This is a genomic window from Streptomyces sp. SJL17-4, from assembly GCF_036826855.1.
In the GTDB taxonomy this organism is placed as follows: domain Bacteria; phylum Actinomycetota; class Actinomycetes; order Streptomycetales; family Streptomycetaceae; genus Streptomyces.
Map to the genome: position 1 here is coordinate 2702371 of NZ_CP104578.1, position 21973 is coordinate 2724343.

Consider the following 21973-nt stretch of genomic DNA (forward strand, 5'->3'; position numbering starts at 1 on the left):
CCCTACCAGGGTACGGGGCGCCGGGAACCACAGTCGCGGTAGTAAGCGTTCTCGTTGGCATGGGGAGCAAGGCGAGTGGTGCGGGCGGGGCCGACGGGTCGGGCAGGGGCGACGGGTCGGGCAGGACCGGCGCTTCCGGCAGACGGGTGGGGCGGCGCGCGGTGCTGCTCGGCGGCGGGGTCGCCGTCCTGGGGACGGCGGCGCTGGCCAGGGACGAGCTGGCGCGCGCCTGGTGGCGGCTGCCGGGGATGGAGAAGAAGCGGGTCGAGGGCGAGCTCGACCACCGGGCCGCCGAGTGGACCTCGGCCGCGCGGGCGAACTGGCGGCGGGCCGACCGGCCGGACGACTACCGGATCGACCGGGTCGTGATCCATGTCGTGCAGGGCAGTTACGCGACCGCGCTGAAGGTCTTCAAGAATCCGGGGCACGGCGCCGCCACGCACTACGTCGTCCGCAAGGACGGCCATGTGGCGCAGATGATCCGCGAGCTCGACGTCGCCTTCCACGCCGGCAACCGCGACATGAACAACCGCAGCATCGGCATCGAGCACGAGGGCTTCGTCCACCGGCCGCAGGACTTCACGGCGGCGATGTACGCGGGGTCGGCGCGGCTCACGGCCGACATATGCGCCCGGCACGGGATACCCGTGGACCGGGAGCACATCATCGGGCACGTGGAGGTCGAGGGCACCGATCACACCGACCCGGGGCCGCACTGGGACTGGGACCGCTACATGAAGCTGGTGCGTGAGGCGTCCAGGACCCTCGTGTGAGGGCCCGGGCCCCGGACGGCACTCATGCGCTCACGTGAGGCCTGCGGTCCTGGCGCGTTCGACGGCCGGGCCGATCGCGTCCGCGACCGCCGCGACGTCCTCCTTGGTGGAGGTGTGGCCGAGCGAGAAGCGCAGGGTGCCGCGGGCCAGGTCCGGATCGGTGCCGGTGGCGAGGAGGACGTGGCTCGGCTGGGCGATGCCGGCGGTGCAGGCGGAGCCGGTGGAACAGGCGATCCCGGCCGCGTCGAGCAGCAGGAGCAGCGAGTCCCCCTCGCAGCCGGGGAAGGTGAAGTGGGCGTTGGCGGGGAGCCGCTCGACGGGGTCGCCGCCGAGGATCACGTCGGGGACGAGCGCCCGGACCTCGGCCACGAGCTCGTCGCGCAGCGCGCCGATCTCCCGGGCGAACTCCTCGCGCCGCTCGGTGGCGAGCCGGGCGGCCACCGCGAAGGCGGCGACGGCCGGGACGTCGAGGGTGCCGGAGCGGACGTGCCGCTCCTGGCCGCCGCCGTGCAGTACGGGGACGGGGGTGTGCTCGCGGCCCAGGAGCAGGGCACCGATGCCGTAGGGGCCGCCGATCTTGTGGCCGGAGACGGTCATCGCGGCGAGCCCTGAGGCGGCGAAGTCGACCGGGACCTGGCCGACGGCCTGGACCGCGTCGGCATGCAGGGGGACGCCGAACTCGGCGGCGGCGTCGGCGAGTTCACGGACCGGCATGATCGTGCCGATCTCGTTGTTGGCCCACATGACGGTGGCGAGGGCGACGGAGTCGGGGTCGCGGGCGATCGCCTCGCGCAGGGCGTCGGGGTGCACGCGGCCGTACCGGTCGACCGGCAGGTACTCGACGTCGGCGCCCTCGTGGGTGGCGAGCCAGTCGACGGCGTCGAGCACGGCGTGGTGCTCCACCGGGCTGGCCAGGACGCGGGTGCGGCGGGGGTCGGCGTCGCGGCGGGCCCAGTAGAGGCCCTTCACGGCGAGGTTGTCGGCCTCGGTACCGCCCGAGGTGAAGACGACCTCGCTCGGCCGCGCGCCGAGCGCGGCGGCGAGCGTCTCGCGCCCTTCCTCGACGGTCCGCCGGGCCCGCCGTCCGGCGGCGTGCAGGGAGGAGGCGTTGCCCGTGACGGCGAGCTGGGCGGTCATCGCCTCGATCGCCTCGGGCAGCATGGGCGTGGTCGCGGCGTGGTCGAGGTAAGCCATGGTGGGTCGATTCTACGAGCCCGCGCCCCCGACCTTGGCGGGTGGCCGGTTTACGCCGCCGGGCGCGGCGGATGGCGGGCCCGGGACCCTGGCCGTGCGGCGCGGCGGGTCGGCACCACCGCCGGCTGCCGGGGCGGCGGGCGGGCAGGCGATGGCTTGGCACTGCGGCCGGGACGGCAGACGGGCGGGCGGGCGGCGGCTCGGCACCACGGTGGCGGCCGGCCCGCCGCGCTCCGGGCCGTACGCGCTCCGGGGTGTGCGGTCCCCGGGGCGTACGGGCCCTGTCCTCGCGTTCCGGCTCGGGGTCGGAGCCGTTCCGCGTCAGGCGCGCGGTGCGCGGGCCAGCTGCCGGGACTGCGCCACCAGACGGTCGGCGCTGTCCCAGACCTCCGCGTCCTCCTCCAGGAAGCCGCCGGCGAGGTTGCGGGTGGTGATGGAGACCCGCAGCGGGCCCGGGGCCGGGCGGCAGCGGATGTGGGTGGTGAGCTCGACGGTCGGCGTCCAGCCCTTCAGGCCCAGCTCGAAGGAGGTCGGCGGCAGCGCGTCGACCGTCAGGAGCAGGGACAGCGCGTCCGGCTCACGGCCGTCCGCGAGACCGAACCACGCCCGCATCTCGCCCTTCCCCGACGGCGCGCCGATCGCCCAGCCGACGCAGGCCGGGTCGAGCCGCAGGTCGAGCCGGTCGGCGATCGCGGACGAGCCGGGGATCGCCGGGGTCGGGCCGTCGGAGGCGGCGAAGCAGTTCTCGATGGCCGCCATCGCCGGGAGCGTCGCGGTGGTGCGGACGTCGTCGGGGAGCGTGTCGAGGTCGCCGTACGAGGCGAGGACCCTGATGCGCTCGACCTCGGTGCCGTCCTCCGCGTACTGGAAGAGGGAGGCCTGGCCGGTGGAGAGCGTACGGCCGGTGCGGACGGTCTCCGTCCTGATCACCGCGGGGCCCGGCACGGACGGCGTGAGGTAGTGCGCCGAGATCGTGAACGGGTCGGGGTGCGGAAGGTGGTCGCCGAGGGCGCGGCCGAGCAGAGCGAGGAGGTAGCCGCCGTTGACGGCGTGGATGATCGTCCAGCCGGCCGAGAGGTCGGCGTCGTAGACACCGGGTTCCCGGAGGGTGACGGCGGTGTCGCGGTCGAACTCGTACGTACGCTCGTCCTCGCGCTCGCTCGTCGCGACGGGGCTCTCGGTGCTCGTGCTCATGTTTCCGACGGTACCCCAGCTTGCTACTGAGCGGTAGCTTTTTCCGGCTCCTCGCGTGCGGAGGACCGCCGGTTCCAGGCGCGGGGCGCGCGCCAGTGGTAGCGCATCGCGAGCAGGCGGAGCACGAAGGCGGTGAGGACGGCGGCGCCGCTGGTCCAGGCGTTGAGCATGTCGAAGCGAATGCAGAGCACGACCATCGCCGAGCCGACGATCGCGGGGACGGCGTACAGGTCCCGGTCCCAGCGCAGCAGCGACGGCACCTCGTTGGCGAGCACGTCGCGCAGGACGCCGCCGCCGACGGCCGTCGCGAGACCCAGCGCGGCGGAGGAGGTGAGGCCGAGGCCGTAGTCGTACGCCTTCGTCGTACCGGTCACGCAGAAGAGGCCCAGGCCGGCGGCGTCGAAGACGTTGACGGCGGTCTGGGTGCGCTCGACCTCCGGGTGGAGGAAGAAGACGAGGCCCGCGGCGATCAGGGGCATGAGGAAGTAGCCGAGATCGGTGAAGGCGGCGGGCGGCAGGGCGCCGATGATCAGGTCGCGGAAGAGACCGCCGCCGAGGGCGGTGACCTCGGCGAGGACGGCGATGCCGAAGACGTCGAAGTTCTTGCGGACGGCGAGGAGGGCGCCGGAGATGGCGAAGACGAAGATGCCGACGAGGTCGAGGGCGTGTTGGACGGAGGGGGTGAACAGGTCGTGGAGCACCGCCCAATTGTGCCGGTAGTTCCCGTGGGGGCTGTGGGGGCTCCCCGGCCCGGGGCCGCCCCCGGGCCCCGGGGTGCGGGGGGGGGTGGGGGGTGGGGTGCGGGGGGTGGGGGGGTGGGACGTCGTGGTGGGGGGCGGCGGGGAGTGGTGCGCGGCTGGCCCCCGGGTGGGGTGGGGAGACTCCCCCACCCCGCCCCTTGCCGAAACCCTGACGGGACCGGGGGCTCCGCGCCCCCGAACCCCCGGCGGGGATGGGAGAGGCCGGGGCCCGAGGCCCGGGGGGGGCCGGGACCGAGGCCCGGGGCACGAGGCCCGGGGCCAGGACCGAGGCCGGGCCCGAGACCCGAGGCCGGGACCGAGGCCCCGGCCGCGGAGTCAGGTGGGTTCCGGACGTGCGGAGGCCCCCGGTGCCTTTGGCATCGGGGGCCTCTTCTGGGTCACGCCTTCGGTGCGTCGTCCTCGGCGGTGGCCGGGTGGTCCGGCGCCTCCGTCTTCGGCTCCGCCTCCTGCTCGGTCTTCGCCGGCTCCGAGGGACTCGTGAGCTCCACCGACTCCCTCGCCCCCGGGATCGTCAGCGCGTCCGTGTTCTCCGGGTGGTGGCAGGCCACTCGCTGGCCCGGGCGGAGTTCGACCAGGGGGGGTTCCTGCGTGCGGCAGACGTCCGTGGCCTTCCAGCAGCGGGTGTTGAAGCGGCAGCCCGGCGGCGGGGCCATCGGGGACGGGACGTCGCCGGTCAGGAGGATGCGGTCGCTCTTCGCGCCCCGGCGGCGGGGGTCCGGGATCGGGACCGCCGACATGAGGGCGCGGGTGTACGGGTGCATCGGGTTCTCGTACAGGGACTTGCGGTCCGCGAGTTCCACGATCTTGCCGAGGTACATCACCGCGATGCGGTCCGAGACGTGCCGGATGACCGAGAGGTCGTGGGCGATGATCACGTACGTGAGGCCGAGCTCCTGCTGGAGGTCGTCCAGGAGGTTGACCACCTGGGCCTGGATGGAGACGTCCAGGGCCGAGACCGGCTCGTCCGCCACCACGAGCTTCGGCTTCAGGGCCAGCGCGCGGGCGATGCCGATGCGCTGGCGCTGGCCGCCGGAGAACTCGTGCGGGTAGCGGTTGTAGTGCTCCGGGTTGAGGCCGACCAGGCCGAGCAGGCGCTGGACCTCCTTCTTCACGCCGCCCTCGGGCTCCACGCCCTGGAGCTTGAAGGGGGCCGAGACGATCGTGCCGACCGTGTGGCGCGGGTTCAGCGAGCCGTACGGGTCCTGGAAGATCATCTGGATGTCCCGGCGGAACGGGCGCATGCCCGAGACGCCGAGGTGCGAGATGTCCTTGCCCTGGAATTCGACCGTGCCGCCGGTCGGTTCGAGGAGGCGGGTGATCAGGCGGCCCATCGTGGACTTGCCGCAGCCGGACTCGCCGACGACGCCGAGCGTCTCACCGGGCAGGACCTCGAAGTCGATCCCGTCGACCGCCTTGACCGCGCCGGTCTGGCGCTGGAGAAGCCCCTTCCTGATGGGGAAGTGCTTCTTCAGGCCGGTGACCTTGAGGAGGGGTTCCATGGTCTCGCTCACAGTTTCGGCGCAATCTCTTCGGTCCAGATACGGGTCCGCTCCTCCTGCGGCATGTGGCAGGCCGAGAAGTGGCGGTCCCCGGCCGGCGCCAGCTCCGGCCGCTGGGTGCGCGTGACGCCGCCCTTGGGGACGTCCGCGTACGGGCAGCGGGGGTTGAAGGCGCAGCCGCTCGGGATGTTGATGAGGCTGGGCGGGTTGCCCTTGACCGGGATGAGCCGCTCGGTCTGGTCGCGGTCGATCCTCGGCATCGAACCGAGCAGGCCCCAGGTGTAGGGGTGCTGCGGCTCGTAGAAGACGGACTCGGCCGGTCCGCGCTCGACGCAGCGCCCGCCGTACATCACGAGGATGTCGTCGGCGAGCTCGGCGACGACGCCGAGGTCGTGGGTGATGATGACGACCGCGGAGCCGAACTCCTTCTGGAGGTCCCGCATCAGGTCCAGGATCTGGGCCTGGACCGTGACGTCGAGCGCGGTCGTCGGCTCGTCGGCGATGAGCAGCGCGGGGTTGTTGACGAGCGCCATGGCGATCATCGCGCGCTGGCGCATACCGCCGGAGAACTCGTGCGGGTAGTTGTCGAACCGCTTGGCCGGCTCGGGGATGCCGACCCGGTCGAGGAGTTCGACGGCCCGCTTGCGCGCCGTCTTCTTGTCGACGTCGTGGTGGACGCGGTACGCCTCCACGATCTGGTTGCCGACCGTGTAGTACGGGTGCATCGCGGACAGCGGGTCCTGGAAGATCATCGCCATGTCGCGGCCGCGCATCCTGCGGACCTCGTCCGGGTCGGCCGAGAGCAGCTCGCGCCCGTTCAGCCAGATCTCGCCGGAGATCCTCGCCTTCTGACGGCCGTACTGGCCGACCGTGTGCAGGCCCATGATGCCGAGCGACGTGACCGACTTGCCGGAGCCGGACTCGCCCACGATGCCGAGGGTCTTGCCCTTCTCCAGCTGGAAGCTGAGTCCGTCGACCGACTTGACCAGGCCGTCGTCGGTCGGGAAGTGGATCTTCAGGTCGCGTACGTCGAGGAAGGCGTCCGACGGGGCGTCCTTCGAGGACGCGACGGGCTCTCCGAGCGCCGCGCCCGTCTTCGTCAGCTTGTCCGTCATGCGAGCCTCACTCGGGGGTCGATCACGGCGTACAGCAGGTCCACGACGAGGTTGGCGATGACGACGCAGGCCGCGGTGATCAGCGTGACGGCCAGGATCAGCGGCAGGTCGCGCTCGCTGACGCCCTTGATGGCGAGTCCGCCGAGGCCGTGGAGGCTGAACGCGGTTTCGGTCAGGATCGCGCCGCCGACGAGGGCGCCGAGGTCCATGCCGAAGATGGTCAGGATGGGGGTCATGGTGGAGCGCATGGCGTGCTTGCCGAGCACGACCGACTCCGGGAGGCCCTTGGCCCGTGCGGTGCGGATGTAGTCCTCGCCGAGGACCTCCAGCATGGTGGCGCGGGTGAGCCGCGCGTACATCGCCGCGTACAGGAAAGCGAGGGTCACCCAGGGCAGCAGCAGGCCGCCGAACCAGCCACCGACGGATTCGGTGATCGGCACGTACGAGGCGTTGAGCCAGCCCAGTTGGGTACGGAAGACCAGCATCGCCAGCATGGCGGTGAAGAAGATGGGCAGCGAGACACCGGCGAGCGCGGTGATCATGGCCGCGCGGTCGATGATCGTGCCCCGCTTGAGCGCGGAGATCACGCCCGTGGAGACGCCCAGGATCAGCCACAGCACCGCAGCGCCGATGACCATGGAGAGGGTGACGGGGAACGCGTCGACCAGCATCGTCCACACGTCCTGCTCGGTGCGGAACGAGTAGCCGAAGCAGGGCATCGCGCAGTGGATGGTGTCGCCACCGCCCGTGTAGTCCCGGCCGACGAAGATGCCGGAGACGAAGTGCCAGAACTGCACCAGGATCGGCTCGTCCAGGCCCAGCTTCTGCCGGACGGCCTCGATGGATGCCGGATCCGCCTGCTTGCCGACGAACATCGCGGCAGGGTCGCTGCCGGTCATCTTGGGGATGAGGAAGAAGATGCTGAGCGTCACCAGAGTGACGACGAGCAGCATCACGACGACGGAGAAGAGTCGCCGGACTATGTATGCAAGCATGCGGTCGGCCGGTCGGCGGCCGGGGGACCCGATCGGGTCCCCCGGCCGCCGCCCTCGGCCATCACCTGCCCTTCGGACCTGGCGGCGGGTGGTGCGCCGGTGAAGCGGAGCGGATTACTTGACGACGCCGAGCGACGCGTAGTCGTAGCGGCCGTTGTAGGCGTCCGCCGTGTAGACGTTGGTCAGCCGGGAGCTGCGCCAGATGATGTTCTTCTCGTGGGTGAAGGGCAGGTAGACCGCGGCCTCCGACACCTTCGTGTTGATCTGCTTGTAGAGCTCGCCGGCCTTCGCCGGGTCGGTCTCCTTCAGCGCGGCGTCGAACAGGCCGTTGATGGCCTTGTCGTTCAGCTCCGAGAAGTTGTTGTTACCGCTCTGGAGGATGAAGCGGCCGTCGACGAGCGGCTGGAGGAAGCCCTGTCCGGTCGGGAAGTCGGCGCCCCAGCCCATGATGATGATGCCGTAGCCCTTGTCCTTGACGACCTTCGGCGAACCGATGATGCCGGAGGTCTGGGCGCCGTCGAACAGGTCGATCTGGGCGTCGATGCCGACGGCCTTCAGCGAGTTCTGGAGCGACTCGGCGGTCGCGATCTCGATCTTCTTGTTGTTGCGGACCGCGATGGTGGTCTTGAAGCCGTTCGGCTTACCGCACTTCTTCAGGGCCTCCTTCGCCTTGGCGATGTCCGGCGCGCCGGCCAGCTTGCCGAACGGGTCGGCCTTCGGGTCGGCACCCTTGATCGCCGGCGGCAGCATGTTGGAGGCGATGTCGCCACCGGCCTGCGGGCCACCACGGGCGGTCTGCAGCGACTTGGAGTCGGCCGCGTAGATCATGGCCTTGCGGCACTCGATGTTGGGCGTGACCGTCTGCGGGAAGACCGCGTAGCGGATGAAGCCCGTCTGCGGGTTGTCGACGTTGCCCTTGTGCTGCTGGAGCACCTTCTGGCGGGCGGCGGCGCCGACACCGGTCGCGTTGATGTCGAGGTCGTACTCGCCCTCGACGAGACGGTTGTCCATGTCGTCGGCGTTCGTGGTGAACGTGACGCTGACGCTGTCCGGCAGGGCCTTGCGGACGGTGTCCGTCTTGGCGTCCCACTTGTCGTTGCGGACGAGCTTGATGGACTTGTTTGGGGTGTACGACTGCCACTTGTACGGGCCGGAGGAGAAGGGCTTCAGGCCGTACTTGGCCTTGGTGTCCTTGTCCTGGCGGACCGGGGAGGCGGCGGGCATGGCCAGCATCTGCAGGAAGTCACCGTTGGCGACCGGCAGCTTGAAGATGATGGTCTTGTCGTCCGGGGTCTCGATCGCCTTCAGGCCGAGCTTGTCCTCGGAGGTGTCCTCGTAGGGACCCTTGTACTCGCCCTTGGGGTCGAGGACCTGCTGGAGGTAGATCGGGCCACCGGAGATGACGTCCTGGGCCCAGATGCGCTCGATGCCGTACTTGATGTCCTTGGAGGTGATCGGCTTGCCGTCCTCCCAGGTCACCCCGTCCTTCAGCGTGAAGGTGTAGGTGAGGCCGTCGGCCGAGACCTTGCCGGCGTCGGTGGCGAGGTCCGGGACGAGCTCGGTGGAGGCGGCGCCCGGCTCGGCCTTGAAGGTGACCAGCTGGCGCGTGTAGTAGCGCGCGAAGTCCCACACGAAGCCGTAGTAGCCGCGCTGGGGGTCCCACGAGTCGGCCTCCTGCGAGCCGATGAACTTCAGCTCGCCGCCCTTCTTGTCGGAGGCGTTGGCGACCTTGTTCACACCGGCGTTGAAGCCGGGCGCACCGCCCTTGCTCTTGTCGCCGCTGTCGCCGCTGCCGCCACCGCAGGCGGTGGTGACGACCATCGTGGCCGCCGCGAGCAGCGCGCCCGCGGCGATTCTGCGCTGAGAGCTCTTCAGCATGGTTCCAGCAACCTCCGGGATAGTGGCGGCCGTACGGCGGTCCGCCGATGTGGGGTTTGGCCTCCTGTCGCCAGCGGCAGGGGCGGGTCGTGCGGGTCGTCGGCGAACGGTCAGCGGGAGCCCTTCGGGTCGAGCGCGTCACGCACGCCGTCGCCGAAGAGGTTGAACGCCAGAACGGTGATGAAGATCGCGAGGCCGGGGATCACCATGAACAGCGGGTCCGCCTCGTAGGTGGTGATGGCCGTCGACAGCATCTGTCCCCAGGAGGCCGTGGGCGGCTTCACACCCGCGCCGAGGAAGCTGAGCGCCGCTTCGGTGAGGATGTTGGTGGGGATCATGAGGGTCGCGTAGACCGTGATCGGAGCGATCAGGTTCGGCAGCAGCTCGCGGCGCAGGATGTACAGGCGGCCGGCGCCGAGGCTCTGGGCGGCCTCCACGTACTCGCGGTTGCGCAGCGAGAGGGTCTGGCCGCGGACGATGCGGCCCACGTACGGCCAGCCGAAGAAGCCGATGACGACGACCAGGGCGGCGATGCGGACGCCGGAGCCGTCGAGGCCGAGGAGTTCGTTCGGCAGGACGGAGACCAGGGCGATCGTGAAGAGCAGCTGCGGGAAGGCCAGCATCACGTCCATGACCCGGCTGAGGGCCGCGTCGATCCAGCCGCCGAAGTAGCCGGCGATGATGCCGAGGATCGTGCCGAGGACGACGGCGAAGACCGCCGCGAGGAAGGCGACGAGCAGCGAGATCCGGGCGCCGTAGACGATGCGGCTGAAGACGTCGCGGCCGTTGACGGGCTCGACTCCGAAGAGGAAGTCGGAGCTGACACCGCCCCAGGAGCCGATCGGGGTGCCGAACAGCGGGTCGATCTGGTCCTCGTGGAACTCGTCCGGCGGGTGGCCCAGGAGGCCCACGATGACCGGCGCGAAGATCGCGACGAGGACAAGGAAGACGACGACGAAGGCGCCCGCGAGGGCCAGTTTGTCGCGCTTGAGGCGGGTCCAGGCGATCTGCCAGGGCGAACGGCCCTCGATCGCCTTGCCGGAGGCGCCGGCGCCGGGAGTGCCGGGGGCGTCGGGCGCGCCATCGACGGTGGCGGTCGCCTCGCCCGCACTCTTCTCGTGCAGTGGTGCCGTCATCGTGGTGAGGACCCCTCTCGGCCGCCGGTAGCCGGCCCTTGCCCGCCGCGGGTAGCGGCTCGGTGGAACAACCTGCTGGGCACCTGCTCGAAGGGAGCCGAACACCCGGTGTTCCGGGGAGTCTTCAATGCGCTTGTGATCACCCGCCAGCCCTGACGGGGAATGTTTGCTCAAACGTGATGCGGTGCTGCGACTTCCGTTATCCGGACGTCGCGATCACGTGAGCGGACCATCTCGGGGCCTCTTCCCCCCAATCGGACATGTCCCCTCAACTGGGCGTTCGAGCTCCTGAATTGGGGCGAACGAAAGCCTCCGGAGCGTACTCCGGAGGCTGGTGGGGCGGGGCGCGCAAAGGGGTACGTCTCAGTATCCGGACGGCGCCGACGGCGGGTATCCGTAGCCCGGCACGGGCGCCGCGCCGCGTCCGGCGTGCGCCTCGCGGTCGTAGAACGGGCGGCCGTTCGCCCGCAGCCAGAGGGCCACCGGGTCGTACGCGTCGGAGAGGGCGACCGTCGAGACGGGCAGCCCCTCGGGTACGGCACCGATGGACTGGCGCATCATCGCCCGTACCGAGTCGACGGCCGCCGCCGAGGTGTCGTACAGGTCGAGACCGATGGCGAGGTACGGGGAGCCGAGCGCGGGCTGCACCCAGCCGCGGCGCAGCGACCGGACGGCCGGGGTGCGGTGCGCGTTCTGCGTGAGCAGGGCGTAGAACTGCGGGATCTCCAGGGCGGGCTCGGTGACCCGGAGCGGTCCGGCGGGCATCCGGTCGAGGCCGGTGGCGATCCGGCGCAGATCGGCCCAGGGGATGCCGACGCCACCGCCGGGGGCGTGCGGATTGAGCCAGACGCCCCAGCGGTCGGGGTAGAGGGCGCGGGCGATCTCCCGGCCGGTGACGAGCTCGTGGGCGCGGTGCCAGCCGGAGGCGGAGAGTTCCTGGGCGGAGGTGACGCAGGGCGCGTAGCCGAAGCCGTCGACCTCCATGTTTCCGTACTGGGCGTCGGGCGAGCCGGGCGAGCCGTGCCAGAGCAGCATCCAGAGCTCGCCGTCGGCGAGGGCGTGCAGCAGCTGCTCGTACGCGTCGTAGCGTCCGGGTGCCACCTGGCGCAGCATGTGCTCGACCTGTCCGGTCGCAGCGGTGCCTGACGCGCTCACCCTGGGTCCCGCCCCTCTTCCGTCACCGTGTTCTGTTTCCGACGTCCTGCTGTCGAGAAGTTCAGCTTAAACAGGCCGTCCGTCACACGGCGGCGCGCTGGTAGAAGGGGCGCACCCGCTCCAGCATCCAGTCGCCGACCGGGTCCTGTGCCATGTCGAGCAGGATGAGGTTGACCGGCCAGGCGCATTCGACCCGGCCGAGGGCGCGGCCGAGGGCGTCCAGCGGCGCGTTGCGGTCGACGCCGTCCCAGGCCGCGAGCTGGACGCCGACGAAGAGGGCGGGTTCGGTGCCCTCGACGCTGGCGAGCGCGCGGCGGGCGGTGGTGACGACGCCGGTGGCCTCGAACTCGGCGGACGCGGCGGCGAGGAAGTCGACGGGGTCGTCCTGCCAGTCGGGCTCGAAGAGGCGGACGCGGCCGCCGGTGGCGGGCCCGTCGAGCGGGGTGCGGCCGACGCGGCACAGCTCGGCGACGGCCGGCGGGGGCAGCGGGACGCCGACGACGCCGCCCGGGTTCACGGCGATGCCGAGCTGTGGGGGCAGGCCGCGGGCGAAGTCACGGGCCGGGGCGACGGTGAACGACATGTGGCTGCCGACACAGGCGAGGAACTGCTCCTCGGAGCTGAAGACGGGGACGTACGCCGCGCCGTCGATCTCCATGGTGGCGAGGTCCAGGTTCGGGCTGTCGGGTCCGCCGCCGTTGGGCAGGGGCACCCAGACCGGGCTGCGGCCGAGGACCTCGACCAGGCGGGCGCCCGCCGAGGGGTTGCCGAGTGAGGCGGCAAGGACCTCTTCGAGCTCGTTGCCCGGCCACGTCACGTCCACGGTCCCGTTTCCCCTTCTCGCACGGCCTGCCGTACCGGCCGCCCCGGCAGCACCCTAACGCCGCCCCGGCGCCGACGTGGCCAAAAGAAGCGGTACGGGCGCTCCGGGGCAGGGGCGTACGTCACAGCGGCCCACGTCGGACGGCCCGACGCGCGTGGTGGCGGCCCACGTCGGACGGCCCGACGCGCGTGGCGGCGGCCCGCGCCGGGCCGCCCGGCGCGCGTCACCGGCTCCCGCCCGGGGCCGCCCGGCGGTACGTCACCGCGGCCGCCTCGGGCCGCCCGGCCGTACGTCACCCGACCCTTCTCAGGCCGCCTCCCGGAAGCCGATCTTCCGCAGGATGTCCGCCGCGTCCCGGTCGAGCAGGGTCGCGGAGGCGCAGCCGTGCGGCAGCCGGCCGGACTCCGCCGCCGCGACGAGCCGGGAGACGGCCCGCCGGTGCCGGGCGAAGGCGTACGAGGAGACGCCCCGGCCCCGGGCGCGCTGGCCCTCGCGGGCGGTGCCGGGTTCGACGTCGAGGAGGACCAGGTGCAGGGCCCGGCCGCGGCGGCGGGCCTCCCGGGCGAGCCAGCCCCGCACCCAGGACTGGGTACCGCAGTCGTGGACGATCACTCCGGCGCCGGAGCGCAGGGCGCGGCGCAGGCCCGCGTAGTGCGCGATCCGGACCAGCGGGCGGTAGACGGCGTACGGCAGGAGGCGGGGCATCCGGGCCTCCCAGCGCTCCCGGGTGTCCTGCGAGTCGATGCCGGCGCCTTCGGCGGCGCGGCGCATGAGGGTGGACTTGCCGCTGCCGGGCAGCCCGGAGACGACCACCAGGTCGCCGGCGGCGAAGGTGAGGGCGCGGGGGCCGCGGCCACCGCGCTCGCGCAGGTCGCGCAGGAGCCGCCCGCGGCCGCGGGTCCGGGCGCGGGCTCGCTGGGACGGTATGCCGGTACTCGGCGCGTACGCGCCGGTGTGCTGGAACCTCATCGCTTCTCCCCCTGCCGGGCCTGGGAAGACCCTTGCCCACAAAGTGTAAAGAAGCGGTAATGGGACACAAGCGATGTGCCGCGCCGACTCGCGTGCAATGATGTGCGCGCCAGGCGCGCACAGTCGCCACACAATCGCATACCGGCCGCTCGAATCCGCGCGGGAGAGTTCCGGACACCAGACATGTCCGGACGCCGAAGGAGCAAGACCCTCCCTTGAATCTCTCAGGCCCCGTACCGCGTGGATGAGGCAGATCTGAAAAGCGGGACACCCTGCCGTGTCCCCACCCAAGGTGCAAGCCGATCTCTCGGTACCGGTCTCCCGGCGACGAGATGCTCTCGGTGAACCTCTCAGGTTCCATGACAGATGGGGAGGACGTCCTCGCCCGTCATGTGTTTCGTCACCGAACCGCCCTTGGGACCCGGGAGCCACCCATGAGCACTGCCCCCCGTCTGACCGCCCTCGATGCCCTGCATCGTTCGCTGGGCGCGACCATGACCGACTTCGCCGGCTGGGACATGCCGCTCCGGTACGGCAGCGAGCGGGACGAGCACATCGCCGTCCGCACCAAGGCGGGTCTCTTCGACCTCTCCCACATGGGTGAGATCACCGTCACCGGCCCGCAGGCCGTCGAGCTCCTCGACCACGCCCTGGTCGGCAACATCTCCACGGTGGGCGTCGGCCGCGCCCGCTACACGATGATCTGCCAGGAGGACGGCGGCATCCTCGACGACCTGATCGTCTACCGCCTGGGCGAGACGGAGTACATGGTCGTCGCCAACGCCTCCAACGCGCAGATCGTCCTGGACGCGCTGGTGGCGCGCGCTGCGGCTCACGGGGGGTTCGACGCCGAGGTGCGCGACGACCGTGACGCGTACGCCCTGATCGCGGTCCAGGGCCCGGAGTCCCCCGGCATCCTGAAGTCGCTCACCGACGCCGACCTGGACGGTCTGAAGTACTACGCCGGTCTGCCCGGCACGGTCGCCGGCGTGCCCGCGCTGATCGCCCGTACCGGCTACACCGGCGAGGACGGCTTCGAGCTGTTCCTGAAGCCCGAGCACGCCGAGGGTGTCTGGAAGGCGCTGACCGAGGCCGGCGCGCCGGTCGGTCTGATCCCCTGCGGTCTGTCCTGCCGCGACACGCTCCGCCTGGAGGCGGGCATGCCGCTGTACGGCCACGAGCTGACCACCGCGCTCACCCCCTTCGACGCCGGTCTCGGCCGGGTCGTGAAGTTCGAGAAGACGACCAACGACGGTCGCTTCGTCGGCCGTGAGGCGCTCGAGAAGGCCGCCGAGCGCGCCGAGACCGCCCCGCCGCGCAAGCTCGTCGGTCTGGTCGCCGAGGGCCGCCGGGTGCCGCGCGCCGGCATGCCCGTCGTGGCGAACGGCGAGGTGATCGGCGAGGTGACCTCCGGCGCCCCGTCCCCGACGCTCGGAAAGCCGATCGCGATGGCCTACGTGGACGCGGCGCACGCCGAGCCCGGCACCCAGGGTGTAGGTGTGGACATCCGCGGCACCCACGAGCCGTACGAGGTCGTGGCGCTGCCGTTCTACAAGCGCCAGAAGTGACGTACCCGTCTCACTTCGCGTCTCACCCCGCAAGACCCACGTTCATCAGCACTCCCTCGATCCAGGAGAATCAGGTCATGAGCAACCCCCAGCAGCTGCGCTACACCAAGGAGCACGAGTGGCTGTCGGCCGCCGAGGACGGCGTCGCGACGGTCGGCATCACGGAGTTCGCGGCCAACGCGCTCGGTGACGTCGTCTTCGCCCAGCTCCCCGCCGTCGGCGACACCGTCACCGCGGGCGAGACCTGCGGCGAGCTGGAGTCGACGAAGTCCGTGAGCGACCTGTACTCCCCCGTCACGGGTGAGATCGTCGCCGCGAACCAGGACGTGGTGGACGACCCGTCGCTGGTGAACACGGCTCCGTTCGAGGGTGGCTGGCTGTTCAAGGTGCGCGTCACGGACGAGCCGGACGATCTGCTCTCCGCCGACGCGTACGCCGAGTTCTCCGCCTCCGGGAACTGAGACCGGGCCCGAGACCCCTTAGGGATCGATTCATGTCGCTTCTGAACACTCCCCTCCACGAGCTGGACCCGGACGTCGCCGCCGCCGTCGACGCCGAGCTCCGCCGCCAGCAGTCCACCCTCGAGATGATCGCCTCGGAGAACTTCGCTCCGGTCGCCGTCATGGAGGCGCAGGGCTCCGTCCTCACCAACAAGTACGCCGAGGGCTACCCGGGCCGCCGCTACTACGGCGGCTGCGAGCACGTCGACGTCGCCGAGCAGATCGCGATCGACCGGATCAAGGACCTGTTCGGCGCCGAGTACGCCAACGTCCAGCCGCACTCCGGCGCCTCCGCGAACCAGGCCGCCCTCTTCGCGATCGCCCAGCCCGGCGACACGATCCTGGGTCTGGACCTGGCGCACGGTGGTCACCTGACCCACGGCATGCGCCTGAACTTCTCGGGCAAGCAGTTCAACGTGGTCGCGTACCACGTGGACGAGGCCGGTCTGGTCGACATGGCCGAGGTCGAGCGCCTCGCCAAGGAGCACCGCCCCAAGGTGATCATCGCGGGCTGGTCCGCCTACCCGCGTCAGCTGGACTTCGCCGAGTTCCGCCGGATCGCCGACGAGGTCGAGGCCTACCTGTGGGTCGACATGGCCCACTTCGCGGGTCTGGTCGCGGCCGGTCTGCACCCGAACCCGGTCGAGCACGCGGACGTGGTGACCTCCACCACGCACAAGACGCTCGGCGGCCCGCGCGGCGGCATCATCCTGGCGAAGAAGGAGTTCGCGAAGAAGCTGAACTCCTCGGTCTTCCCCGGCTTCCAGGGCGGCCCGCTGGAGCACGTGATCGCGGCCAAGGCCGTCTCCTTCAAGGTCGCGGCCTCGGAGGAGTTCAAGGAGCGCCAGCAGCGCACCCTGGACGGCGCCCGCATCATCGCCGAGCGCCTGGTCCAGGACGACGTCACCGCCCACGGTGTCTCCGTCCTGTCCGGCGGCACGGACGTCCACCTGCTCCTCGTCGACCTGCGCGCCAGCGAGCTGGACGGCCAGCAGGCCGAGGACCGTCTCCACGACGTCGGCATCACGGTCAACCGGAACGCCGTTCCGAACGACCCGCGCCCGCCGATGGTCACCTCGGGTCTGCGCATCGGTACGCCGGCGCTCGCGACCCGCGGTTTCCAGGCCGAGGACTTCACCGAGGTCGGCGACATCATCGCGGAGACCCTGAAGCCCGGCTTCGACGCCGACAAGGCCGCCTCGCTGAAGGCCCGGGTGACGGCGCTCGCCGACAAGCACCCGCTGTACCCCGGCCTGAAGTAATTTCGTACCCTTTTATTCCGGGACCCGTCCAGGGTTGTTCGTCCGGAACCTTCGGGGCACCGCGCACACTGGACAGTGAGCGCGGTGCCCCACCCCATGTCCTCGCGCTGTCCCGTACGTCCTTCTTCTCCGCGCTTTTCTGCTCCACCCCGGCAGACAACGGCGTCTAGCCCCCACAAGGAGTCCTCCGTGGCCATCTCGGTCTTCGACCTGTTCTCGATCGGCATCGGACCGTCGAGCTCCCACACGGTGGGACCGATGCGCGCGGCCCGGATGTTCGCCCGGCGCCTGAAGAACGAGGGCCTCCTCGCCCACACGGCGCACGTCCGGGCGGAGCTGTACGGCTCCCTCGGCGCGACCGGCCACGGCCACGGCACCCCGAAGGCCGTCCTGCTCGGTCTGGAGGGCAGCTCCCCGCGCACGGTGAACGTGGAGACGGCGGACGACGAGGTCGAGCGGATCAAGTCGAGCGGCCGGATCAACCTGCTCGGCGCGCACGAGATCCCCTTCGACTTCGACGCCGACCTGATCCTGCACCGGCGCAAGGCGCTGCCGTACCACGCCAACGGGATGACGATCTTCGCGTACGACGCGGAGGGCGGCCTGGTCCTGGAGAAGACGTACTACTCGGTCGGCGGCGGCTTCGTCGTCGACGAGGACGCCGTCCAGGGCGAGAACCCGATCGTCCCCGACGACACCGTCCTGAAGTACCCCTTCCGCACCGGCGACGAGCTGCTCCGCCTCGCGAACGAGACCGGCCTGTCGATCTCGGCGATGATGCTGGAGAACGAGAAGGCCTGGCGCACCGAGGACGAGATCCGCGCGGGCCTCCTCGAGATCTGGCGGGTCATGCAGTCCTGCGTCTCGCGGGGCATGTCCCGCGAGGGCATCCTGCCCGGCGGCCTGAAGGTGCGCCGCCGCGCCGCGAACCTGGCGCGCAAGCTGCGCTCCGAGGGCGACCCGAAGATGCACGCCATGGAGTGGATCACCCTCTACGCGATGGCCGTGAACGAGGAGAACGCGGCGGGCGGCCGGGTGGTCACCGCCCCGACGAACGGCGCGGCCGGCATCATCCCCGCCGTCCTGCACTACTACATGAACTTCGTGCCCGGCGCCGACGACGACGGCATCGTCCGCTTCATGCTGGCGGCCGGCGCGGTCGGCATGCTCTTCAAGGAGAACGCCTCGATCTCCGGCGCCGAGGTCGGCTGCCAGGGCGAGGTCGGCTCGGCCTGCTCGATGGCGGCGGGCGCCCTGGCCGAGGTCCTCGGCGGCAGCCCGGAGCAGGTGGAGAACGCGGCCGAGATCGGCATGGAGCACAACCTGGGCCTGACCTGCGACCCGGTCGGCGGCCTGGTCCAGATCCCGTGCATCGAGCGCAACGGCATGGCGGCGGTCAAGGCCGTCACGGCGGCGAAGATGTCGATGCGCGGCGACGGCAGCCACCTGGTCTCCCTCGACAAGGTCATCAAGACCATGAAGGAGACCGGCGCGGACATGAGCGTGAAGTACAAGGAGACCGCGCGCGGCGGTCTCGCGGTGAACATCATCGAGTGCTGAATCGATTGTTCGCTTGATTCGGTTGCTCGGTCGATTCGGTTGCTCGGTCGATTCGGTTGTCAGCTGAATCGGTTGTTCACCTGGCGGTCCCCGGGCCGGGCGGCCGCCGCCCGGGCCGGGGGCCGAGTCAGTAGCGCACCCGGAGGACGATCACGTCCGGGCGGGTGTCGGAGCCGGCGGTCGTCACGCCGGGGTCGGTACCACGCTCCTGCCCGTCTCGTGGGCGTACAGCATCGCCCGGTCGCGGAGGGCCGCGTGGACGGCCATGCGGGCGTCGCGGCGGCGCTGGGCCGGGCCGTCGGGCAGGTGCAGGATGCCCGCGTTGCCGCGTGAGCCGCGCTGGATCTCCGCCGTGCGGGGGATCCGCAGCGACTGGTAGCGGTCGAGCCGGGCCGCGGTCGTCGCCGGCGCCGGGTCCGCCAGGCAGGCCGCCAGGTCCATCGCGTCCTCGACCGCCTGGTTCGCGCCCTGTGCCATGAACGGCAGCATCGGGTGGGCCGCGTCGCCGAGCAGGGTCAGCCGGCGCGAGGACCAGACGTCCAGCGGCGGGCGGTCGTGCAGCGCCCACTGGAGGGTCGTCTCCACGGCGCCCACGACGTCCGCGACCAGACCGGTCCAGCCGCCGAACACCCGGCGCAGCTCCTCCGGGTCGCCCGGGACCGACCAGGACTCGCCCGGGGACTGCGTCATCGGCACCGTCGCCGCGAAGCTCAGGTACTCCCCCGCCGCGACCGGGTAGCACACGAAGTGCCCGCCCGGACCGAGCCAGAGGCGCACCAGAGGCGCGCGGGCCGCGTCCGGGAGCCGGTCCACGGGCACCAGGCCACGGTAGATGCCGAGCTCCGAGAACTCGGGCTCGTCGCGCCGGAAGGCCTCGCGGACCGTGGAGTGGATGCCGTCGGCGCCGACCACCAGCTCCGCCCCGCGGACCGTTCCGTCCTCGAAGGTCAGCCGGACGCCGTCACCCGACGCGTCCGTCTCCCGCGCCTCGCTCAGGCGCTCGCCCAGCTTCAGGCTGCCGTCGTCGACGCGCGTGAGGAGCGCGTCGTGGAGATGCGCCCGGTGCACCGTGTAGTACGGGGCTCCGAACATCCGCTCGCACTCCGCGCCGAGGGGCGTCCGGGCGATCGGCCGCCCGCTCCACCCCCGTACCTCCATGGCCTCGATCGCCACCGCCCGCTCGCGCAGGGCCGGGCCGAGGCCGAGCCGCAGCAGCGGCCTGACCGCGTTGGGCGAGAGCTGGACTCCCGCCCCCACCTCCGCGAGCCGCCGCGTCTGTTCGTACACCATGTACGGAATGCCCATGGAGGACAGCGCACCGGCCAGCGTCAGTCCGCCGATGCCGGCGCCGACCACCGAGACGTGCGGCCGCTCCTCCGCTCCCCACTCGTCCAGATCCCCGAACCGCACCTTTGAGACCGCCTTCCGCGTCGCTGCTGTGTCGGCACCTTCGGCGTCGCAGGACGCGGTCTCCCGCAGCCCGGCCGTCCGCCGCACCCCGAGCATGGGCGGGTCCACCGGCCCCCGGCAACGCGGGTCACGCCCCCCTCTGACAACTGTCGCGGCTTCCATGACGTCCGTCACCGCCGCCCCCGCGCGCCCGGCCCGGCCCGTCGGCCCGGACCTAACGTCGAGGCTGCGCCCGGGAGTTCGTCTGCGGGCGACGACCCCACGACACCCCCTACCGGGAGGCACACAGTGACACGAGCCGAGGGACCGCGGTGACCGCCGCGGTGGCCGTGGAAGGCCTGCAGAAGCGGTACGGCGACCACGAGGCCGTGCGCGGCGTCGACTTCAGCGTCGCCGAGGGCGAGATCTTCGCCCTGCTCGGGCCGAACGGCGCGGGCAAGACCACCACCCTGGAGATCCTGGAGGGCTTCCGGGAGCGCGACGGCGGGCGGGTCGAGGTCCTCGGCCGCGACCCCGGCGTCAAGGCGGACGGCCACTGGCTGCGCGGCCAGGTCGGCCTCGTCCTCCAGGACATCGCCGTGGAGCCCTATCTGTCGGTACGGGAGACCGTGGCCCGCAACGCCGGCTACTACCCGGACCCGCGGAACGTCGACGAACTGCTCGACCTCGTCGGCCTGGACGAGAAGAAGGGCGCCAAGGTCAAGGACCTGTCCGGCGGCCAGAAGCGCCGGCTCGACCTGGCGCTCGGCGTCGTCGGCCGCCCGAAGCTGCTGTTCCTGGACGAGCCCACCACGGGCTTCGACCCGAACGCCCGCCGCGGCGCCTGGGACGTCGTGCGCAATCTGCGCGACGACGGCACCACCATCGTCCTCACCACCCACTACATGGACGAGGCGCAGGCGCTGGCCGACTCGGTCGTGGTCATCGCCGAGGGCCGGATCGTCGCCTCGGGCACCCCGGACACCCTCGGCGGCCGCGACACCGCCCGGACCCGGATCCGCTTCGCGCTGCCGACGGGCGCCGCGCTCACCGACGTACCCCTGCCGGTGAGCGATGTGGAGGACGGCCTGGTGACGGCCGAGACGACCGAGCCGACGGCTGCCCTGCACCGGCTGACCGGCTGGGCGCTCGACCGGGGCACGCCGCTCGACCGGCTGACCGTCGAGCAGCCCACCCTCGAGGACGTCTACCTGAGCCTGACCAAGGAGTACGTACAGCAGGAAGCCTCCTCGCCGTCGTCCGCGCGGGAGCGCAAGGCGCCCGCGGGACGAGGCCGCCGACCCGGACGGAGCCGTTCATGACCACCCTGATCCCCCCGACCACCGAGACGACCGCCCCGGCGGCCTCGGCGACCCGCGCGGACGCGCCGCGCGCGCGGAACCCGCTCGCCCTGCTCGGCCATCAGATCCGTTACGAGCAGCTGTCGTTCTGGCGCAACCCGCAGTCGATGGTCTTCACCTTCGTCCTGCCGATCGTCATCATCGGCATCTTCGGCGCCGTGTTCAGCGGCAGCGAGGGCCAGGACTTCTTCTTCGGTCTGACCGGGATGCAGTACTACACGCCGGTGATCGCCGCCGTGTCCGTACTCGGCGCCTGCTACGGCCAGTTGGCGATCGTGCTCGCCATGCGCCGTCAGACCGGCGTCCTCAAGCGGCTGCACGCCACGCCGCTGCCCGCCTGGGTCTACTTCGCCGGCCTGCTCGTGCACTGCGTCGTCGTCAGCATCGTCGACGTCGCGCTCGTCTTCGGCATCGGCGCGCTCTACGGCGTCGACCTGCCCACCCACTGGGGCGCGGTCCTGCTGACCCTCGTCCTCGGCGCGGCCAGCTTCTGCGCGCTCGGTGTCGGCGTGGCCTCGCTGATCAAGAACTCGGAGGCGGCCCCGGCCGTCGTGCAGTTCATCCAGTTCCCGCTGGTCTTCATCTCGGGCAGCTACTTCCCGATCCACGCGGAGCTCCTCAACACCATCGCGGGCCTGCTGCCCGTGAAGCCGTTCAACGACGCCATGCTCGCGCTCTTCACCCAGGACGCCGGCTTCCAGTGGCGTGACCTTGCGGTCCTCGCCGCCTGGGGTGTCATCGGCGCCCTGATCGCCGTCCGCAGCTTCCGCTGGGACCCGCGCCCCGAGTAGCAGCCGGGCACGCACCACGAAAAGGCCCGACCGGGAAACCGGCCGGGCCT

General features: G+C 71.4%; 19 protein-coding genes and 1 riboswitch. Of the genes, 7 read left to right on the plus strand and 12 right to left on the minus strand.

Annotated features, from left to right (window positions below; genetic code table 11):
• Nucleotides 1-59: 59 nt before the first annotated feature.
• Nucleotides 60-773 carry an N-acetylmuramoyl-L-alanine amidase gene (locus N5875_RS11655; protein ID WP_318207759.1) on the plus strand — a complete coding sequence of 238 codons (714 nt, stop codon included), beginning with the start codon at nt 60-62 and terminating at the stop codon, nt 771-773.
• Nucleotides 774-803: 30 nt separating this feature from the next.
• On the opposite strand, the gene N5875_RS11660 is transcribed toward N5875_RS11655, so the two are convergent.
• The 11 genes from N5875_RS11660 to N5875_RS11710 all read right to left on the minus strand — a co-directional run bounded on the left by N5875_RS11660 (nt 804) and on the right by N5875_RS11710 (nt 13492).
• Entirely contained in the window at nt 804-1967 is a 1164-nt protein-coding gene (locus N5875_RS11660) for a cysteine desulfurase family protein (RefSeq protein WP_338493481.1), read from the minus strand.
• A 321-nt stretch (nt 1968-2288) separates the two neighbouring features.
• The gene (locus tag N5875_RS11665; RefSeq protein WP_318207761.1) at nt 2289-3161 is read right to left on the minus strand and encodes a thioesterase family protein; all 873 of its coding nucleotides are present in this window, start codon (nt 3159-3161) and stop codon (nt 2289-2291) included.
• A gap of 23 nt (nt 3162-3184) precedes the next feature.
• Nucleotides 3185-3862: a trimeric intracellular cation channel family protein gene (locus N5875_RS11670; protein ID WP_318207762.1), complete on the minus strand. Its 678-nt coding sequence runs from the start codon at nt 3860-3862 to the stop codon at nt 3185-3187.
• A 437-nt stretch (nt 3863-4299) separates the two neighbouring features.
• Nucleotides 4300-5421, minus strand: a complete 1122-nt coding sequence (locus N5875_RS11675) for a dipeptide ABC transporter ATP-binding protein (RefSeq protein WP_318207962.1) — start codon at nt 5419-5421, stop codon at nt 4300-4302.
• 8 nt (nt 5422-5429) lie between these two features.
• The gene (locus N5875_RS11680) at nt 5430-6536 is read right to left on the minus strand and encodes an ABC transporter ATP-binding protein (protein WP_318207763.1); all 1107 of its coding nucleotides are present in this window, start codon (nt 6534-6536) and stop codon (nt 5430-5432) included.
• On the minus strand, nt 6533-7531 hold the full coding sequence (locus tag N5875_RS11685; RefSeq protein ID WP_338493483.1) for an ABC transporter permease: 999 nt from the start codon (nt 7529-7531) through the stop codon (nt 6533-6535). Before N5875_RS11685 ends, N5875_RS11680 begins: the two co-directional genes overlap by 4 nt.
• 114 nt (nt 7532-7645) lie before the next feature.
• Nucleotides 7646-9409, minus strand: a complete 1764-nt coding sequence (locus N5875_RS11690; protein ID WP_338493485.1) for an ABC transporter substrate-binding protein — start codon at nt 9407-9409, stop codon at nt 7646-7648.
• A 110-nt stretch (nt 9410-9519) separates the two neighbouring features.
• On the minus strand, nt 9520-10545 hold the full coding sequence (locus tag N5875_RS11695; protein ID WP_318207766.1) for an ABC transporter permease: 1026 nt from the start codon (nt 10543-10545) through the stop codon (nt 9520-9522).
• 363 nt (nt 10546-10908) lie between these two features.
• Nucleotides 10909-11700 (minus strand): enhanced serine sensitivity protein SseB C-terminal domain-containing protein, encoded by a 792-nt coding sequence (locus N5875_RS11700; RefSeq protein ID WP_318207767.1) that lies wholly within the window; start codon nt 11698-11700, stop codon nt 10909-10911.
• A gap of 82 nt (nt 11701-11782) precedes the next feature.
• Complete coding sequence (locus N5875_RS11705; protein ID WP_055601185.1) at nt 11783-12523, minus strand: enhanced serine sensitivity protein SseB; 741 nt, start codon at nt 12521-12523, stop codon at nt 11783-11785.
• Nucleotides 12524-12829: 306 nt separating this feature from the next.
• Entirely contained in the window at nt 12830-13492 is a 663-nt protein-coding gene (locus N5875_RS11710) for an AAA family ATPase (protein WP_318207768.1), read from the minus strand.
• 150 nt (nt 13493-13642) lie between these two features.
• Nucleotides 13643-13741: riboswitch (glycine riboswitch) on the plus strand.
• Nucleotides 13742-13926: 185 nt separating this feature from the next.
• On the opposite strand from N5875_RS11710, the gene gcvT reads away from it, so the two are divergent.
• The 4 genes from gcvT (at nt 13927) to N5875_RS11730 (ending at nt 18382) form a co-directional block, all read left to right on the plus strand.
• Nucleotides 13927-15060: a glycine cleavage system aminomethyltransferase GcvT gene (gene gcvT / locus N5875_RS11715; RefSeq protein ID WP_338493488.1), complete on the plus strand. Its 1134-nt coding sequence runs from the start codon at nt 13927-13929 to the stop codon at nt 15058-15060.
• A gap of 77 nt (nt 15061-15137) precedes the next feature.
• Nucleotides 15138-15521 (plus strand): glycine cleavage system protein GcvH, encoded by a 384-nt coding sequence (gcvH, locus tag N5875_RS11720; RefSeq protein WP_318207770.1) that lies wholly within the window; start codon nt 15138-15140, stop codon nt 15519-15521.
• A gap of 32 nt (nt 15522-15553) precedes the next feature.
• Nucleotides 15554-16822 (plus strand): serine hydroxymethyltransferase, encoded by a 1269-nt coding sequence (gene glyA, locus N5875_RS11725; RefSeq protein WP_318207771.1) that lies wholly within the window; start codon nt 15554-15556, stop codon nt 16820-16822.
• Between the two features lie 189 nt (nt 16823-17011).
• On the plus strand, nt 17012-18382 hold the full coding sequence (locus N5875_RS11730; RefSeq protein WP_318207772.1) for an L-serine ammonia-lyase: 1371 nt from the start codon (nt 17012-17014) through the stop codon (nt 18380-18382).
• A 183-nt stretch (nt 18383-18565) separates the two neighbouring features.
• On the opposite strand, the gene N5875_RS11735 is transcribed toward N5875_RS11730, so the two are convergent.
• The gene (locus N5875_RS11735) at nt 18566-19792 is read right to left on the minus strand and encodes an FAD-dependent monooxygenase (protein ID WP_338493491.1); all 1227 of its coding nucleotides are present in this window, start codon (nt 19790-19792) and stop codon (nt 18566-18568) included.
• A 311-nt stretch (nt 19793-20103) separates the two neighbouring features.
• On the opposite strand from N5875_RS11735, the gene N5875_RS11740 reads away from it, so the two are divergent.
• Entirely contained in the window at nt 20104-21093 is a 990-nt protein-coding gene (locus N5875_RS11740) for an ABC transporter ATP-binding protein (RefSeq protein ID WP_318207774.1), read from the plus strand.
• Nucleotides 21090-21923, plus strand: a complete 834-nt coding sequence (locus tag N5875_RS11745) for an ABC transporter permease (protein ID WP_318207775.1) — start codon at nt 21090-21092, stop codon at nt 21921-21923. The genes N5875_RS11740 and N5875_RS11745 overlap by 4 nt, the downstream gene beginning before the upstream one ends.
• The last annotated feature ends 50 nt before the right edge of the window (nt 21924-21973 follow it).